The 14,543-nt window shown below is 62.7% G+C and carries 12 protein-coding genes; 5 read left to right on the forward strand and 7 right to left on the reverse strand.

Features of this window, described 5'->3' with window-relative positions; genetic code table 11:
• Positions 1-11: 11 nt before the first annotated feature.
• Genes dctA (ABIE53_RS26495) through ABIE53_RS26505 form a run of 3 tightly spaced genes read right to left on the reverse strand, consistent with a single transcriptional unit; the run spans position 12 to position 3,153 of the window.
• Positions 12-1,313, reverse strand: a complete 1,302-nt coding sequence (dctA, locus tag ABIE53_RS26495) for a C4-dicarboxylate transporter DctA (RefSeq protein ID WP_006052115.1) — start codon at positions 1,311-1,313, stop codon at positions 12-14.
• Positions 1,310-2,239 carry a LysR family transcriptional regulator gene (locus ABIE53_RS26500; protein ID WP_006052116.1) on the reverse strand — a complete coding sequence of 310 codons (930 nt, stop codon included), beginning with the start codon at positions 2,237-2,239 and terminating at the stop codon, positions 1,310-1,312. Before ABIE53_RS26500 ends, dctA (ABIE53_RS26495) begins: the two co-directional genes overlap by 4 nt.
• Positions 2,218-3,153, reverse strand: coding sequence for a helix-turn-helix transcriptional regulator (locus ABIE53_RS26505; RefSeq protein WP_107707532.1), 936 nt, complete (start codon positions 3,151-3,153; stop codon positions 2,218-2,220). Before ABIE53_RS26505 ends, ABIE53_RS26500 begins: the two co-directional genes overlap by 22 nt.
• A gap of 359 nt (positions 3,154-3,512) precedes the next feature.
• On the opposite strand from ABIE53_RS26505, the gene ABIE53_RS26510 reads away from it, so the two are divergent.
• A complete protein-coding gene (locus ABIE53_RS26510; RefSeq protein ID WP_053859365.1) occupies positions 3,513-4,844 on the forward strand; it encodes an MFS transporter in 1,332 nt (443 codons plus the stop codon).
• A 28-nt stretch (positions 4,845-4,872) separates the two neighbouring features.
• Here ABIE53_RS26510 and ABIE53_RS26515 read toward each other — a convergent pair whose 3' ends face one another.
• Positions 4,873-5,835: a LysR family transcriptional regulator gene (locus tag ABIE53_RS26515; RefSeq protein WP_006052120.1), complete on the reverse strand. Its 963-nt coding sequence runs from the start codon at positions 5,833-5,835 to the stop codon at positions 4,873-4,875.
• Positions 5,836-5,954: 119 nt separating this feature from the next.
• Between ABIE53_RS26515 and ABIE53_RS26520 the strand changes: the two genes are divergently transcribed.
• From ABIE53_RS26520 to ABIE53_RS26530, 3 genes are all read left to right on the forward strand, one after another.
• Positions 5,955-7,121 (forward strand): mandelate racemase/muconate lactonizing enzyme family protein, encoded by a 1,167-nt coding sequence (locus ABIE53_RS26520; RefSeq protein WP_006052121.1) that lies wholly within the window; start codon positions 5,955-5,957, stop codon positions 7,119-7,121.
• A gap of 150 nt (positions 7,122-7,271) precedes the next feature.
• Positions 7,272-8,630 (forward strand): C4-dicarboxylate transporter DctA, encoded by a 1,359-nt coding sequence (gene dctA / locus ABIE53_RS26525; protein ID WP_006052122.1) that lies wholly within the window; start codon positions 7,272-7,274, stop codon positions 8,628-8,630.
• Positions 8,631-8,748: 118 nt separating this feature from the next.
• Positions 8,749-9,540, forward strand: a complete 792-nt coding sequence (locus ABIE53_RS26530; RefSeq protein ID WP_006052123.1) for an SDR family NAD(P)-dependent oxidoreductase — start codon at positions 8,749-8,751, stop codon at positions 9,538-9,540.
• A 66-nt stretch (positions 9,541-9,606) separates the two neighbouring features.
• On the opposite strand, the gene ABIE53_RS26535 is transcribed toward ABIE53_RS26530, so the two are convergent.
• Genes ABIE53_RS26535 through ABIE53_RS26545 form a run of 3 tightly spaced genes read right to left on the reverse strand, consistent with a single transcriptional unit; the run spans position 9,607 to position 13,445 of the window.
• Positions 9,607-10,665: a serine hydrolase domain-containing protein gene (locus ABIE53_RS26535; RefSeq protein WP_175130842.1), complete on the reverse strand. Its 1,059-nt coding sequence runs from the start codon at positions 10,663-10,665 to the stop codon at positions 9,607-9,609.
• A gap of 42 nt (positions 10,666-10,707) precedes the next feature.
• Entirely contained in the window at positions 10,708-12,000 is a 1,293-nt protein-coding gene (locus tag ABIE53_RS26540; RefSeq protein ID WP_192699233.1) for an MFS transporter, read from the reverse strand.
• Positions 11,997-13,445, reverse strand: coding sequence for a M20 family metallopeptidase (locus ABIE53_RS26545; RefSeq protein WP_192699461.1), 1,449 nt, complete (start codon positions 13,443-13,445; stop codon positions 11,997-11,999). Before ABIE53_RS26545 ends, ABIE53_RS26540 begins: the two co-directional genes overlap by 4 nt.
• A gap of 146 nt (positions 13,446-13,591) precedes the next feature.
• On the opposite strand from ABIE53_RS26545, the gene ABIE53_RS26550 reads away from it, so the two are divergent.
• Entirely contained in the window at positions 13,592-14,497 is a 906-nt protein-coding gene (locus ABIE53_RS26550; protein ID WP_006046546.1) for a LysR family transcriptional regulator, read from the forward strand.
• The last annotated feature ends 46 nt before the right edge of the window (positions 14,498-14,543 follow it).

Here is a 14,543-nt window from a genome sequence, read left to right on the forward strand (position 1 = left end):
AAGGCAAGCACTCAGCCCGGCAGATCGGCGGGCTGATCGAATGCTTCTTCCGGCGCGTGCGCGAGGCTCAATGCTTCTCCCAGACGCGTCCGGTCGCAGGCACGCTCCCACATCGATACGAAGATCACCGCGCACGCGTTGCTGATCACACTCGTCAGCGCGCGCGCTTCGGACATGAATCGATCGATTCCGACCAGCAGCGCGACACCCGCAAGCGGCAAGTCGGGAATCACGGCGAGCGTCGCGACGAGCGCGACGAGCCCGCTGCCCGATACGCCCGCCGCGCCCTTCGACGTCAGCAGCATGACGGCGAGCATCGTCGCGATCTGGCCGCCGGAGAGCGGGACATCGCAGGCTTGAGCGATGAACATCGAGGCAAGCGTCAGGTAGATCGCCGTGCCGTCCAGGTTGAACGAGTAGCCCGCAGGCAGCACGAGACCCACGATGCCCTTGTCGCAGCCGAGCGCTTCGAGCTTGACGATAAGGCGCGGCAACACCGGTTCCGTCGACGACGTCGCGAGCACGATCACGAGTTCCTCGCGAATGTAGCGCAGCAGCCTCCACAGCGAGAAGCCATGCAGCCGCGCGAGCGGACCGAGCACGCAGATCACGAACAGCAGACACGCCACGTAGAACGACAGCATCAGCATGCCGAGCGAGCCGATCGAACGAATGCCGAAGCGGCCGACCGTGAACGCCATCGCGCCGAACGCGCCGGCGGGCGCAAGCCGCATGATCATCGCGAGGATGCGGAAGAGCACGTCCGCGACACTGTCGATCATTTCCTGCACCCGCCGCCCGGCTGTTGGGCTCGCGTTCAATGCAAAGCCGAACAGAAGGGCGAGCAGCAAAACCGGCAGCACTTCGCCTTTCTCGAACGCGCCGACGAGCGTCTGCGGAATCACATGCAGCGCGAATTCGACGAGTCCGTGCGACTCGGTGCGCGCCGAATAGTGCGCGAGGATGGCCGTATCCAGATGATGCGCGTCGATGTGCATTCCCGCGCCCGGATGCAGCGCGAACGCGGTGCCGAGCCCGAGAACGAGCGCGACGATGGTCAGACAGTAGAAGAGCGCCAGCGCCTTCAGGATGGTCCGGCCGATCTTCGAGCCGCTCGCGAGCGAAGTAATGCCGGTGACGATCGTGCAGAACACGATCGGCGCGATCATCATGCGTACCAGCGCGACGAACGCATCGCTGAGCGGTTTGAGCGATGCGCCGATCTGCGGCCACACATGGCCGACGGTCATGCCGAGCGCCATGCCGAGCAGCACCTGCACGTAAAGCAGCCGCAATGGCCTGGCCAATGTCATTTCGAAGTCTTCTTGGCCGCGCGCGCCGTGCTGCTGCGTCTGGCCTCGAGAATCATCTGATGGAACTGTTGCGCGGCCGGCGCAAGCGGGCGGCCGCGGCGTTTGAGAATGCCGACGCGCCTCGTCACGACCGGATCGACGAGCGGCACGCCGGTCAAGATGGGATGATCGCGCATCGGCATCGCCATCGAAGGCACCGCGGCCACACCGAGTCCCGCTTCGATCAGGCCGAGCAGGGTGGTCACATGGCGCGTCTCGCAGACGCTCGGCACGGGCGGCGCCACGCTGGTCAACGCCTGATCTAGCAGCAGGCGGTTGCCGGATGTCTTGTCGACGGAAACGTATTCGTGTTCATAAAGCTCGCTCCAGGACACGCGCGTCTTGCGGGCGAGCGGATGATCGCGCCGGCATGCCGCGACGAACCTTTCCTGTAGCAGAACCTTGAACTCCACCTCGGGCTCCTGGCTGCCCATGAAGCTGACGCCGAAGTCGGCTTCGCCGCTGATGACCGAGCCGAGCACTTCGTTCGCGCTCGAGTCGAGCAGCTTGACGCGGATGCGCGGATAGCGGGCGTGATAGGCGGCAACGACGCTCGGCAGGAAATAGTACGCAACCGACGGCACGCAGGCGATGGTCACATGACCAAGGCGGCTGCTGGAAACGTCGCGGATGCCAAGCAAGGCGACGTCGAGATCGTCGAGAAGCTGTTCCGCGCTCGGAGCGAACACGCGGCCGACGGTGGTCAGCGTCACGCTGCGCGTGGTCCGCTCGAACAGCCGCACGCCGAGCGCCGCTTCGAGTTTCTCGATGCGCCGGCTCAGCGCCGGCTGCGAGATATTGACCGCCTCCGCTGCCTTGCGGAAACTGCCCAACTCCACGACGGCTCGAAACGCCTGCAAATCGTTCAGGTCGAAGTTGACGCCCAAGAGCCATCCCCCGTATTTGATTCGACGCTCGCCGTCACCAGCTCGCGCAATCCTCGATAAGCCTGCTTCAACGTCTTGCCGCTGGTGTCGTAAGCAACGTCCGCGCGCGCATAGAGTTCCGAGCGGCCGGCGAGGATGCGGCGCAGGTCGTCCATGGCTTCGCTTCGGCCTGCCATCGGCCGCAGATCGCCCTGATCGATAACACGCTGCATGTGGTCCTCGGGCGTCGCGCGCAACCAGACGGTGAAGCAGCGCGACAGAAGCAGGTTGAATGTGCGCGTCTCCGATACCAGTCCACCCGGCGACGCGATGACCGCTTCCGCTTCGCGCTTCAGGACTTCTTCGAGGGCTCTGAACTCATAACGCCGATAGGCGGTCGCGCCATACAGCGCATGAACCTCGGACGGCTTGCAGCCCGCAATCCGCTCGATCTCGCGCGTGAGTTCGATAAACGGCAAGCCCATTGCATCGGCCAGCATTTTGCCGAGCGTCGATTTGCCGGCGCCTCGCAAGCCGATCAATGCAATCCGCCGATAGCGGCCAGGGTCCGCGGAACGGGCGGCGAGCGACTGCCTGAGTGTTTCGAGCGCGTGCTGCAACGCAGCCGGTGGCTGATCGCGCAACAACTCCAGGATCTGCTCGCCTTCGGCCGAGCAACTCAACGGATCGCCGACGAGCGCCGCGACTGAGCAGCCCAGCGTTTGCGCGAGTTGCGCGAGCACGAGCAGGGACGCGTTGCCGCTGCCCATCTCCAGATTGGCCAGATGACGTTCGGACACGTTCGACTGATGAGCCAGATCGCGCCGCGTCATGCCTCGCCGCGCGCGCAAAAGACGGACGCGCTCACCCAGTGCGACGAGCACGGGCTCTTTGGGCGCTGCGTCGGCGGCCGCGTCGGTCGGCGATGAATTCATTCGATTCCCACGAAGGCGGACGGCTGAAGTAGCCGAGTATATCGCCGCCCGGCGGCCGTCGACGGAGCGGCCCTCTGCGAGCCCTCGTCGACCCGATGCAACGCGCTGCGCTAGTGTTAACGAGCATTATGGTGCATGTTAAGTGTGCTCTATAGTGCATTCACTCGGGGCGGGCGGGTTTCGCGATGCGGCTAACGCTGCCGCCGCGTGCATCGAACTGACGAACGGCAATACAGCCGCGCCGAAATCCCGCCAAGGGCACTTACACGAGCGGCAATCCCAATCAGGCCGCCAGCTACACCTGTTCCTGGCACGCCGTGCGCGTGCGCCTCGTTCAAGCCGGTTCAAGGAGAACCAACATGCGGCACATCGATATTCACAAGCTTGGCGACGACGCGCGCTTTACGCGTCTACATGCAATCGTGCTCGCCATGTGCACGCTGGTGATCATCTTCGACGGCTACGATCTGGCGGTCGCGGGCATCGCGTTGCCGTCGATCATGAAGGAGATGGGCATCAAGGCGACCAGCGCCGGCTTCATGGTCAGCACCGCGTTGTTCGGGATGATGTTCGGCGCGGTGATCTTCGGCACAATCGCGGATCGTATCGGCCGGCGCTGGACGATCGCTGCTTGCGTCTTGCTGTTCAGCGTGTTTACCGCGGCGGCCGGCTTCGCCAGGGACCCGGTGACGTTCGGCGCGTTTCGCTTCGTCGCCGGATTGGGTATCGGCGGTGTGATGCCCAACGTGGTCGCGCAAATGTCCGAGTACTCGCCGCGCAAAATCCGCAGCACGATGGTGACGTTGATGTTCAGCGGCTATTCGGTCGGCGGCATGCTGGCGGCGCTGCTGGGCAAAGGTTTGATCGAGCGCTTCGGCTGGCAGTCCGTGTTCATCGCCGCGGGTCTGCCGGTTCTGCTGATTCCGTTCGTATTGCGAATGATGCCGGAGTCGATGGCGTTCCTGCTTCGCACGGGCCGCACCGACGCGTTGCGCTCCATCGCCGCGCGTCTCGTGCCCGATTACGTTCCGCAGGAAGGCGACCGCTTCGTTTTGTCCGATGGCGGCACGGCGCGCGCGACGCCGATCGGCAAGCTGTTCCAGGATGGACGCGCGTTCGGCACCGTCATGCTGTGGATCGCCTTCTTCATGTGCCTCTTCATGGTCTACGCGCTGAGTTCCTGGCTCGCGAAATTGATGGCGAGCGCCGGCTACACGCTCGGCTCGGCGCTGACGTTCGTGCTGGTGCTGAACCTCGGTGCGATGATCGGCGCGATCGGCGGCGGGTGGCTCGCGGATCGCTTCAACATCAAGCATGTGCTGGCTTGCATGTATGCGCTCGCCGCCGTGTCGATCACGTTGCTCGGCTTCAAGATGCCGACGCCGGTACTGTTCTTCGTGGTCGGACTCGCCGGTGCGTCGACGATCGGTACGCAGATTCTCACTTACGCATATGCGGGGCAGTTTTATCCGCTGGCGATCCGGTCGACGGGAATCGGCTGGGCGTCGGGGTTTGGCCGAAGCGGGGCGATTCTCGCGCCGATCATCATCGGCATTCTGATGGAAATGGCGTTGCCGCTGAAGCTGAACTTCGTCGCCATTGCGGCGCCGGCCGTGATTGCCACGATAGCCGTGCTGTTCATGGATAAAAACAGACAGAGCGTGGCCGCAGTAGAGCAAGCGACGGCGTGAGTGGCTCAGGGCACTAGGCACGTCGCCATCATTTGCGCGCGTTTCGTTTATTCCGTTCACGCGGTTGAACGCCTGTTTCGACCGGCGTGAACGGCGCCTGAAACCGGCTGACCAAAAAGTCGATGAAGGCGCGCGCGCGAACCGTCTGGTTCTTCTGCCGAGGGTAATAGACAAACAGATCGGCCGATGGAAGCACCGTGTTGGGCAGCACGAGATTGAGCCGTCCGCTCTGCACGTACTTGGCCAGATCCCATTCGGAGCGGATCAGGATTCCATGTCCGTCCAATGCCCAGCGAAGCACGATGTCGCCGTCGTTGCTGGACAGCGCGCCTTTTACCTTGATCGCCTCGATATGGTCGTTGACGATATAGCGCCAGACGCCGTACGCATCGTCGTTTTGCCGATGGATGATGCAGCGGTGTTCGGCGAGATCGTCAACGCGCTCGGGCGTGCCGTACTTCTCCAGGTACTTCGGCGATGCGCAGAGAAAGCGGCGGTTGCTCATGATGCGCCGCGCGCTGAGCCGGCTGTCCGGTAGTTCGCCGAATCGTATTGCCATATCGAACGCGCCTTCGACCAGATCGACGGGGCGGTCCGTTACTTCGAACTGAACTTCGACGGCCGGAAAGCGCTTCGCGAACTCCGAGACGAGCGGGGCAATCGTCGTGCGGCCAAATCCGAGCGTCGCGTTGATGCGCAGAAGACCTTGCGGGTCGCGCTTCGCTCCCGAAATCGCCTCTTCCATCTCGCGCACTTGCCCGACGATTTGCGACGCATATCGCAGATACGTTTCGCCTTCGGGCGTGAGACTCACGCTTCGTGTGGTTCGATTCACGAGGCGCACGCCGAGGCGCTGCTCGATCACGCCGAGTCGCTTCGTCGCGGCGGGCGGCGACAGATCGAGCGCTCGCGCTGCCCCGGACAAGCTCCGCAGTTTCGCAAGCAGAATGAAAAACTCGAAGTCGGTGGCGGGTTGGGTGGCAGTATTCACCGAATGTGAAAAATGAAATGAATCGAAGTGAAGTTTAGCAGCGTTTCCGGCGATTAAGCTACGTCACATATTGCAATCGACGTATCGCAATCCTCTGCCAAAACTCTGGAGACTGTGCCGTGAGAATCGTTGAAATCCGCGAAAAGACCGTTCCGATCAGTTCCCCGATCCGCAACGCGTATATCGACTTCAGCAAGATGACGCTGAGTCTGGTCGCCGTCATCACCGATGTGATCCGCGACGGCAAGCCGGTGGTGGGCTACGGCTTCAATTCGAACGGCCGCTACGGCCAGGGCAAGCTGATGCGCGAGCGCTTCATTCCGCGCATTCTCGAAGCGGACCCTGCCTCTCTCGTCAACGATGCAGGCGACAACCTCGATCCGCACAAGATCTGGGCGACCATGTTCACCAACGAAAAGCCCGGCGGTCACGGCGAGCGCTCGGTTGCAATCGGCACGATCGACATGGCGATCTGGGATGCAGTGGCGAAGATCGAAGGCAAGCCGCTGTTCCAGTTGCTCGCGGACCGTTATGGCAATGGCCAGCCGGATCGCAAGATCTTCGTGTATGCGGCGGGCGGCTATTACTACCCCGGTCAGGATCACGAGAAGCTGAAAGACGAGATGCGCAGCTATATCGACCGCGGCTATACGGTCGTGAAGAAGAAGATTGGCGGCGCGTCGCTCGATGAAGACCTGCGCCGCATCGACTCGATTCTCAGCGTGCTGCAAGACGGCCAGAAACTCGCCGTCGACGCGAATGGCCGCTTCGATCTCGATACCGCGATTCAGTACGCGAAAGCGCTCTCGCAATACGACCTGTTCTGGTACGAGGAACCGGGCGATCCGCTCGACTTCGAATTGCAAGCCACGCTGCGCAACTATTACGACAACCCGATGGCAACCGGCGAAGACCTGTTCTCGATGCAGGATGCCCGCAACCTGATTCGCTACGGCGGCATGCGTCCCGACCGCGACTGGCTGCAGTTCGATTGCGCGTTGAGCTACGGCCTCGTCGAATACCTGCGCACGCTCGACATGCTGCGTCAGCACGGCTGGTCGCCGAGCCGCTGCATTCCCCACGGCGGCCATCAGATGTCGCTGAACATCGCGGCTGGACTCGGCCTCGGCGGAAACGAGTCGTATCCGGACCTGTTCCAGCCGTATGGCGGCTTCCCCGATGGCGTCAAGGTCGACAACGGCTACATCACGATGCCGGACTTGCCGGGTATCGGCTTTGAAGGCAAGTCCGATCTGATCGCCGAAATGCGCAAGCTGTCCGTATAAAACCTCGCAGTAAAAATGCATCGGCGGCGCCCGTCGGTGCACACATAAAAAATACAACGAAGGCGAAAGCGAGCCGTGGTCGCCAGGGCGGATTGCTCCGCTGTGGCCGCACGTCCTCTTTCCAGAAGACGCCAGTCACAGGAGACAGACATGCTGGTATCGAAAGGCAGGAAAATCGTCTCGAAGCTCTACGTGCAGGTTCTCATCGGCATCGTCGCCGGTATCCTGGTGGGGCACTTCTATCCGGACATTGGCTCGCAACTCAAGCCATTGGGTGATCTCTTCATCAAGCTGATCCGGATGCTGCTTGCACCGATCATCTTTGCCTCTGTCGTGGTCGGCATTGCGCGCATGAACGATCTTCATGAAGCGGGGCGAGTCGGCGTGAAGGCCGTTGTTTACTTTGAAGTTGCATCGACGATTGCGCTCTTGATCGGAATGGTGGTCGTCAATGTCATCAAGCCGGGTAGCGGAATGAACGTCGATCCGTCGCATATCGACGGCGCGGCAATCGCGACTTACACGCACGCGGCGAAGCAACACGGCATGCTCGAGTTCTTCATGAGCATTGTTCCGAACAGCATTGTCGGGGCATTCGCAAATGGCGAAATGCTGCCGATCATTTTCTTCTCCGTTCTTCTCGCCATCTCGCTTGCCAAGCTCGGCCCACGGACCGCGCCGTTTGTCGACATGCTGGACATGTTCTTGCAGGGCATGTTCGGGGTGGTGCGGATCGTCATGTACGTTGCACCGATCGGCGCGTTCGGCGGCATGGCGTTCACGATCGCGAAGTACGGTATCGGCACGCTGGCGTCGTTCGGCGAACTGATGCTTTGCCTGTATCTGACGTCGATTTTCTTTGTCGTTGTCGTGCTTGGCTTCGTGATGCGGCTATGCGGACTTTCGCTCTGGAAGTTCCTTCGCTATATCAAGGACGAAATTCTGATTACGCTTGGCACGGCGTCGACGGAAGCCGTATTGCCGCAAATGCTCATCAAGATGGAGAAGATGGGATGCTCACGTCCGGTAGTCGGCATGGTGCTGCCGACCGGCTACACGTTCAATGCGGATGGCACTGCGATTTACCTCACGATGGCGGCGTTGTTCATCGCGCAGGCCATGAACATTCATCTGTCGATCTGGGACCAGTTGCTCGTACTCGCCGTGCTGTTGCTGACGTCAAAAGGATCAGCGGGTGTCGCAGGAGCGGGATTCGTTGCATTGGCGGCAACGCTGGCGTCGATGCACAAGATTCCCGTCGAAGGGCTCGTATTACTGCTCGGTGTCGACCGCTTCCTCAACGAGGCGCGCGCGGTCACGAACCTGATCGGCAATGGCGTTGCGACTGTCGTGGTGGCGCGTTGGGAAGGGCAGATCGATATGGATAGAGCCCGTGTGGTGCTGAATCGCGAGAACACCGACGAGATTGAAGAGTTGCGGCCGGCCGCGCATCCGGCCGCGGAACCAGCGTCTGCGAGCGAAGCGCCGGTTGGTTCGAACGCGCATTGAATTAGTGGAGGCGAGCGCGAATAGATAGCGAGTATGTCAATATCAGCATGACGGCATCCGGTTGTTCAACACCGGATGCCGTCATTTCTATTTCATCCACGGAAAAGGAAAATTGCTGATGGACCTGAACCTGAAAGGCAAACTCGCGCTGGTTAGCGGAAGCACGGCCGGCATCGGCCTCGCTATCGCAAGCACATTGGCGCAGGAAGGCGCTCGTGTGATCGTCAATGGCCGCTCGCAGTCGTCGGTGGATGAAGTGGTCGCTCAACTGAAAGCGGACACCGGCGGCGACGTGCTTGGATTCGCTGGCGACCTCAGCACGGCCGCCGCAGCCGACGAACTCGCGCGACGCTATCCCGCTGTCGAAATTCTGGTCAATAACCTGGGCATTTTCGAGCCGAAGCCGTTTGAAGAGATTCCCGACGCGGACTGGCAGCGTTTCTTCGACGTCAATGTGCTGAGCGGCGTACGCCTTGCGCGCCTGTATCTGCCCGCGATGAAGCAGGCGAACTGGGGGCGCATTATTTTCATTTCGAGCGAAAGCGGCGTGCAGATTCCCGCCGAAATGATCCACTACGGCGTGACGAAAACCGCGCAGCTCGCGGTCTCGCGCGGGCTGGCCGAAGCCGTCGCGGGCACCGGCATTACGGTCAACAGCGTGCTGCCGGGGCCGACCAAATCGCGCGGCGTGGGCGAATTCGTGGAGACGCTCGCGAAGGCCGACGGCAAATCGTTCGAAGCATTCGAGAAGGAGTTCTTCGAGAAGGTGCGTCCCACATCGCTCATCAAGCGATTCGGTTCGCCGCAGGAAATCGCGTCCCTCGTCGCGTATATCGCCAGTCCGCTTGCGTCGGCCACGACCGGCGCTTCGTTGCGCGCCGATGGGGGCGTCATCAAGAGCGCGTTCTAGACGACAGATGGCCGGCATCGCGCCGGCCTCTGCACACTTCGACTTGGCGATTCGCGGCGGAACATGTCACGCGCTGTGGACGGCATCGACCGCATCGAGCACCAGTCCAAAGAACTCGTTGGCGGCAGCCGGATTCAACCAGCGGACCACAACGGTCATGCGTCGCTCGGGCTCGATCCACGTAAAGGAACTGCCCGCGCCGACGCCGAAATAGCTCGATGCCGGCACGCTCGGAAACACCTTGCGGTCCGTATTGAGCCACACGAGATAGCCGTAAAACGGCGCGATCGCGCAAGGCGTGCGCATGCGCGCGATCCATTCGCGCGACAGAACACGGCGGCCGTTCGCGACGCCTTCGTCGAGCAGCATCTGCGCGACCTTGAGTTGATCGTTTGCGCTCACCGACATGCCGCCGCCCCAATGCGTGCCGCCCGGCACCGATTGCATGCGCCGTCCGTCTATCTCGACCCATGCGTTGTCATAGCCGACCCATTGCCAGTTTTCGCTGGCGCCGGCCGGGCGCATGAGGGCTTCGCGAAAGACCTCGGGCAACGGTCGACGAAACAGATGAAGCAGCGCGAGCGACAACTGGTTGATCCGCACGTCGTTGTATTCCCAGTACGTGCCGGGACGCTGCAACGGACGCAAGTCGCCCTTCTTGCCATCCGGCGGTGCGGCGAAGTTAACGGCGCGATAGTGATCGGCCTGGTCGGACAAACCGAAATAGGTGCCTTGCCACTCGCTGGTTTGCTGAAGCAGTTGCGCCCAGGTGACGGCTGCGTTGTGCTCGTCGTCGAAACCGATGTTCGGCACGCGCAGACGCACGGGCTCGTCCACATCGGGCAGCAAGCCGCGATCGTGCGCGACGCCTGCGAGCAACGCGAGGTACATCTTCGCGACGCTGAAGGTCAGGTCCGCGCGATCGGGTTCGCCCCAGGTGGTCAGCACACGGCCGTCGACGGCGATCGCGCCCGACACCGGCCCGCGATCGTGCACGGGGCCGAGCAAGCGATTCCACGGCGGCGGATCGTTCACATGCACACCCCATGCGCCGTCGACGTGACGATCCCACAGCGACTCATGTTCAACTGCAAACTGCACGGCTCGTTGCAAATCTTCTTGCATTCCAGATTTCCTGCTATTAACGGGTTCAGCGTGATTGGACGATCAGCGCGCGTTCAGCCGCGCACGCGCCCATATGAGGGTGCCGAGGCTGATGACAGCCGCGAGCATCAGATAAAGACCCGGCGCGAGATTGTTGCCGGTTGCCGCGATCAGCGCCGCCACGGCGAGCGGCGTAAAGCCGCCGAATACGGTGGTGCCGATGTTGTAGCCGAGCGCCATGCCGGTCGTGCGCGTGCGGGTCGGGAACAGCTCCGACATCAGCGCGGGAATCGGCGCGAAGTAGGTGGCCTTGAGCAGCGCGACCCACACGACGGCGGCGAGCAGCGTCACGAGCGACGGATGCGCGTTCATCAGCATGAAGGCCGGATAGACGGTGACGAGGAACAGCACGCCGGCGCCGAGCATGATGCGCGTGCGGCCCACTTTGTCGGACCAGTGACCGACTATCGGCGTGAGCACCATCATGATGAAGCCGGCCAGCAAGGTCGCGACGAAACCCGCCCACGGCGCGAGGCCCAGTTGACGCGACGCATACGTCGGCATGTAAAGCAGCATGTAGTTGGCCGTGGTGGTCAGCACGAGCGTGCCGATCGACACGAGCACGCGCGACTTCTGCGTGGCCAGCAGTTCGCGCACGGGCGAGGCGGCTTTTTCAGCGCGCTCGAATTCCGGCGTTTCGTCGATGCGTCGGCGGATATAAAGCCCGACCGGACCGATTAGCATCCCGAATAAAAACGGAATGCGCCAACCCCAGCCTTCGAGTTGATCCTGTGTCAGCGTACTTGTCAGCACGGCGCCGAACGCGGACGCGAGCAGCGTGCTTGCGCCCTGGCTTGAGAACTGCCAGCTTGCCATGAAGCCTTTGCGCTGAGGCGCATGCTCGATCAGAAACGCCGTCGAACTGCCGAACTCGCCGCCGGCCGAAAAGCCTTGCAGAAGCCGTGACGCGAAGATGCCAATCGGCGCGAGCACGCCGATCGCCGCATACGGCGGCATCAGCGCGACGAGCCCGGTGCCGAGCGTCATCAACGCGATGGAGAGTGTCAGCGATGCCTTGCGGCCCTTGCGGTCGCTGAACGAGCCGAGCACGAGCGCGCCGACAGGCCGCGCCAGATACAACAGCGCGAAGGTGCCGAGCGTCAGCAGAAGCGACACGGTCTTGTCGTGAGCCGGAAAGAACAGCCGCGATAAAACCGTCGCGAAGTAACCGTACACGACGAGGTCGTAAAACTCGAGCGCGTTGCCGATGGACGTCGCGAGAATCAGACGCGACAGGTGCGCGTTCGATGCAGGCGCCGCGATCGTGCCGGCTGCGGTGGCGGTATCGGTGCTCATGACGGTTGTCCTTGTGCAACGTTTCGTGGAAGTTGCGATGCACCAGCTTTCGCGCGATGAGGCGCGTCGGCATCCCGCGCGCTGAGGTCCCAGAAAAGCCCCGCCATGATGCCGAGTCCTTCCCGCACCACCGGACCGAGCAGATGCTCGTCGGGCGCATGTTGCGAGCAGCCCGGATACGAATGCGGAATCCACAGCGTGGGCATGCCGAGCACGTCGGCGAACGCGTCGTTGGGCAAGGTGCCGCCGAGATTCGGCAGCAGCACGGGCTCGACGCCGGTCGTTTGCCGCAGCGAGCGCAACGCCCACTGGACCCACGGATCGAGAGGATCGACGCGCGTTGCGGGCATGCCGCGTTCGACGTCGATATCGACCATGCTGAAGCCGTTCTCGTCGAGATGCCGCCGCAGGATTTGTTCGAGATTTTCCCAATCGGTGCCGACCACGAAGCGGATCTGCATGTACGCGAACGCGTGCGGCGGAATCGCATTGACCGGCTTCTCGGGATTACCCGTACGGAATGCGAGCACCTCGAGATTGTTCCAGCCGAACACGCGCTCAGTCGGCGTGAGGCCAGGCTCGCCGTAGTCGGCATCGACTTCCGGCTCGCCTGGATTGCCGCCTACAGCGATGTCGGCGAGCGCCTGGCGAACCGCGTCGGGCACGGGCGGCGGGCGCAAGCCTTCAACGAGGATGCGGCCGTTCGCGTCGACCATCGACGCAATCGCGTTCGAGAGCACGACCGCGGGATTGCGCAGCAAGCCGCCCCAGTTGCCCGAATGATGGCCGCCGTCGCGCAGCTTGACGTCGAGGCGGAAATTCACGAGGCCGCGCGAGCCGAGGAAAATCGTCGGACGTTGTGCGGCGAGGCGAGGGCCGTCCGAGGCGATCAGCACTTCGGCGGCCAGTTCGTCGCGCAACTGCGCGCAGACCGCGTGCAGGCCCGGCGAACCCACTTCCTCGCCGGTTTCGAACAGCACTTTCAGATTGAAGCCGAGCTTGCCGCCGCGCGCGCGGAGCACCGCTTGCAGCGCCGCCAGGTTGATGCTGTGCTGGCCCTTGTTGTCAGCGGTGCCGCGGCCGTACCAGCGCTCGCCCTCGACCGTCACGCGCCACGGTCCCAGGCCCTCGCGCCACTGCGCGTCGTAGCCGCGCACCACGTCGCCGTGGCCGTAGGTCAACACGGTCGGCAAGCCGTCGCCCTCGTGGCGGTGCCCCACCAGAAACGGCCCGGCGCCCGCAGCGGGATTGTCGACGATGCGGCAGGTGAAGCCCATTTGCGTCAGCGTCGGCGTGATTTCGTCGCGCAGATAAGCGTGCAGGCGCGCGCCGCTGTCGGCTTCCTGGCTTTCCGTGCGAAGCGCGACGCGGCGCTGCAGGTCGTCGAGAAAACGGCCGGAGTCGTACTGATCCGTGGCCTGCTGGATGGCGGTGTCGCGTGTCAACATGGTTCTCCAATGGCGCAATGACGCGCCGCGGCGCTAACGGTTGATGAGGCGTTATCTGCAATCCTGGCGTGGACGATATTTGTGGACAATTACAATATTTGGCACCGATCGTTGCCGAAACGGCAAAGGGCAGCTCGACCGATATGGACAACACCGCACTGCGTTATTTTCTGGAGGTGGCTCGCAGCGGTTCGCTCAGCCAGGCATCGACGCGGCTGTACGTGGCCGTGTCCGCGCTGAGCAGGCAGATCGCGAAGCTCGAGGAAGAGGTGGGCGCGGCGCTTTTCGAGCGGCGTCCGCGCGGCATGGTATTGAGCGATGCCGGGCGTTTGCTGGCCGAACACGCGCAGCGCAGCCTGCTCGACGCCGAACGCGTGACCGAAGAAATTCGCGGGCTGACCAACGGGGGACGCGCGACGATTCGCGTCGCGAGTTCGGAAGGCGTCGCGCCGCATTTCTTGCCGCAGGTGTTCGCGCGCTTTCTGAAGACGCATCCGGCGACGCATTTCCAGCTCGACGTCGCCGCGCCGTCGGCCGCGACGCAGCGCGTGCGCGAAGGCACCGCCGACATCGCCGTGTGCTTCAGCATCGCGCCCGAGAAAGACATCAACGTGGTGTACTCGCAGCGCGCGCCGATCTTTGCGCTTCTGCGGCGCGATCATCCTCTTTGCAAGCAGGACTCCGTGACGCTCGCGGATCTTCTGCAGTGGCCGTTCGCGATCAACAACACGGGCGTGACGATCCGTCAGCTATTCGACATTGCATGCAGCCTCGAAGGGCTCGTGTTCGATCCCGTGTTCGTGAGCAACTATCACCCGGCGCTGCAAAGCTTCGTGCGCCAAACGGATGCGGTGACGTTGACCGGACTGCTGACGGTGCGCAGCCGGCTCGCCGCGGACGGCCTCGCCGCGCTGCCGATTCGCAACCCTGCATTGCATCAACGCACGCTTCAGATTCAGACGATGGCAGGCCGATCGTTGCCGGTCGCGATGCAGGCGTTTCTTCAATTGCTGACGGGCGCGATTGACGACCCGCAACTGGTCGACTGACTTGCGCCGTTCGACGCCTCGTTGAGTTGACGTGACGTTCCTTGGG

Origin of the sequence: Paraburkholderia sp. OAS925, from assembly GCF_040543975.1 — a bacterium.
GTDB lineage: Bacteria > Pseudomonadota > Gammaproteobacteria > Burkholderiales > Burkholderiaceae > Paraburkholderia > Paraburkholderia graminis.

Bases quoted from the DNA above. Each gene is read 5' to 3' on its own strand.
- dctA (WP_006052115.1), bottom strand. From the start codon at position 1,313: ATGACATTGGCCAGGCCATTGCGGCTGCTTTACGTGCAGGTGCTGCTC.
- ABIE53_RS26505 (WP_107707532.1), bottom strand. From the start codon at position 3,153: ATGAATTCATCGCCGACCGACGCGGCCGCCGACGCAGCGCCCAAAGAG.
- ABIE53_RS26510 (WP_053859365.1), top strand. From the start codon at position 3,513: ATGCGGCACATCGATATTCACAAGCTTGGCGACGACGCGCGCTTTACG.
- dctA (WP_006052122.1), top strand. From the start codon at position 7,272: ATGCTGGTATCGAAAGGCAGGAAAATCGTCTCGAAGCTCTACGTGCAG.
- ABIE53_RS26530 (WP_006052123.1), top strand. From the start codon at position 8,749: ATGGACCTGAACCTGAAAGGCAAACTCGCGCTGGTTAGCGGAAGCACG.
- ABIE53_RS26535 (WP_175130842.1), bottom strand. From the start codon at position 10,665: ATGCAAGAAGATTTGCAACGAGCCGTGCAGTTTGCAGTTGAACATGAG.
- ABIE53_RS26540 (WP_192699233.1), bottom strand. From the start codon at position 12,000: ATGAGCACCGATACCGCCACCGCAGCCGGCACGATCGCGGCGCCTGCA.
- ABIE53_RS26550 (WP_006046546.1), top strand. From the start codon at position 13,592: ATGGACAACACCGCACTGCGTTATTTTCTGGAGGTGGCTCGCAGCGGT.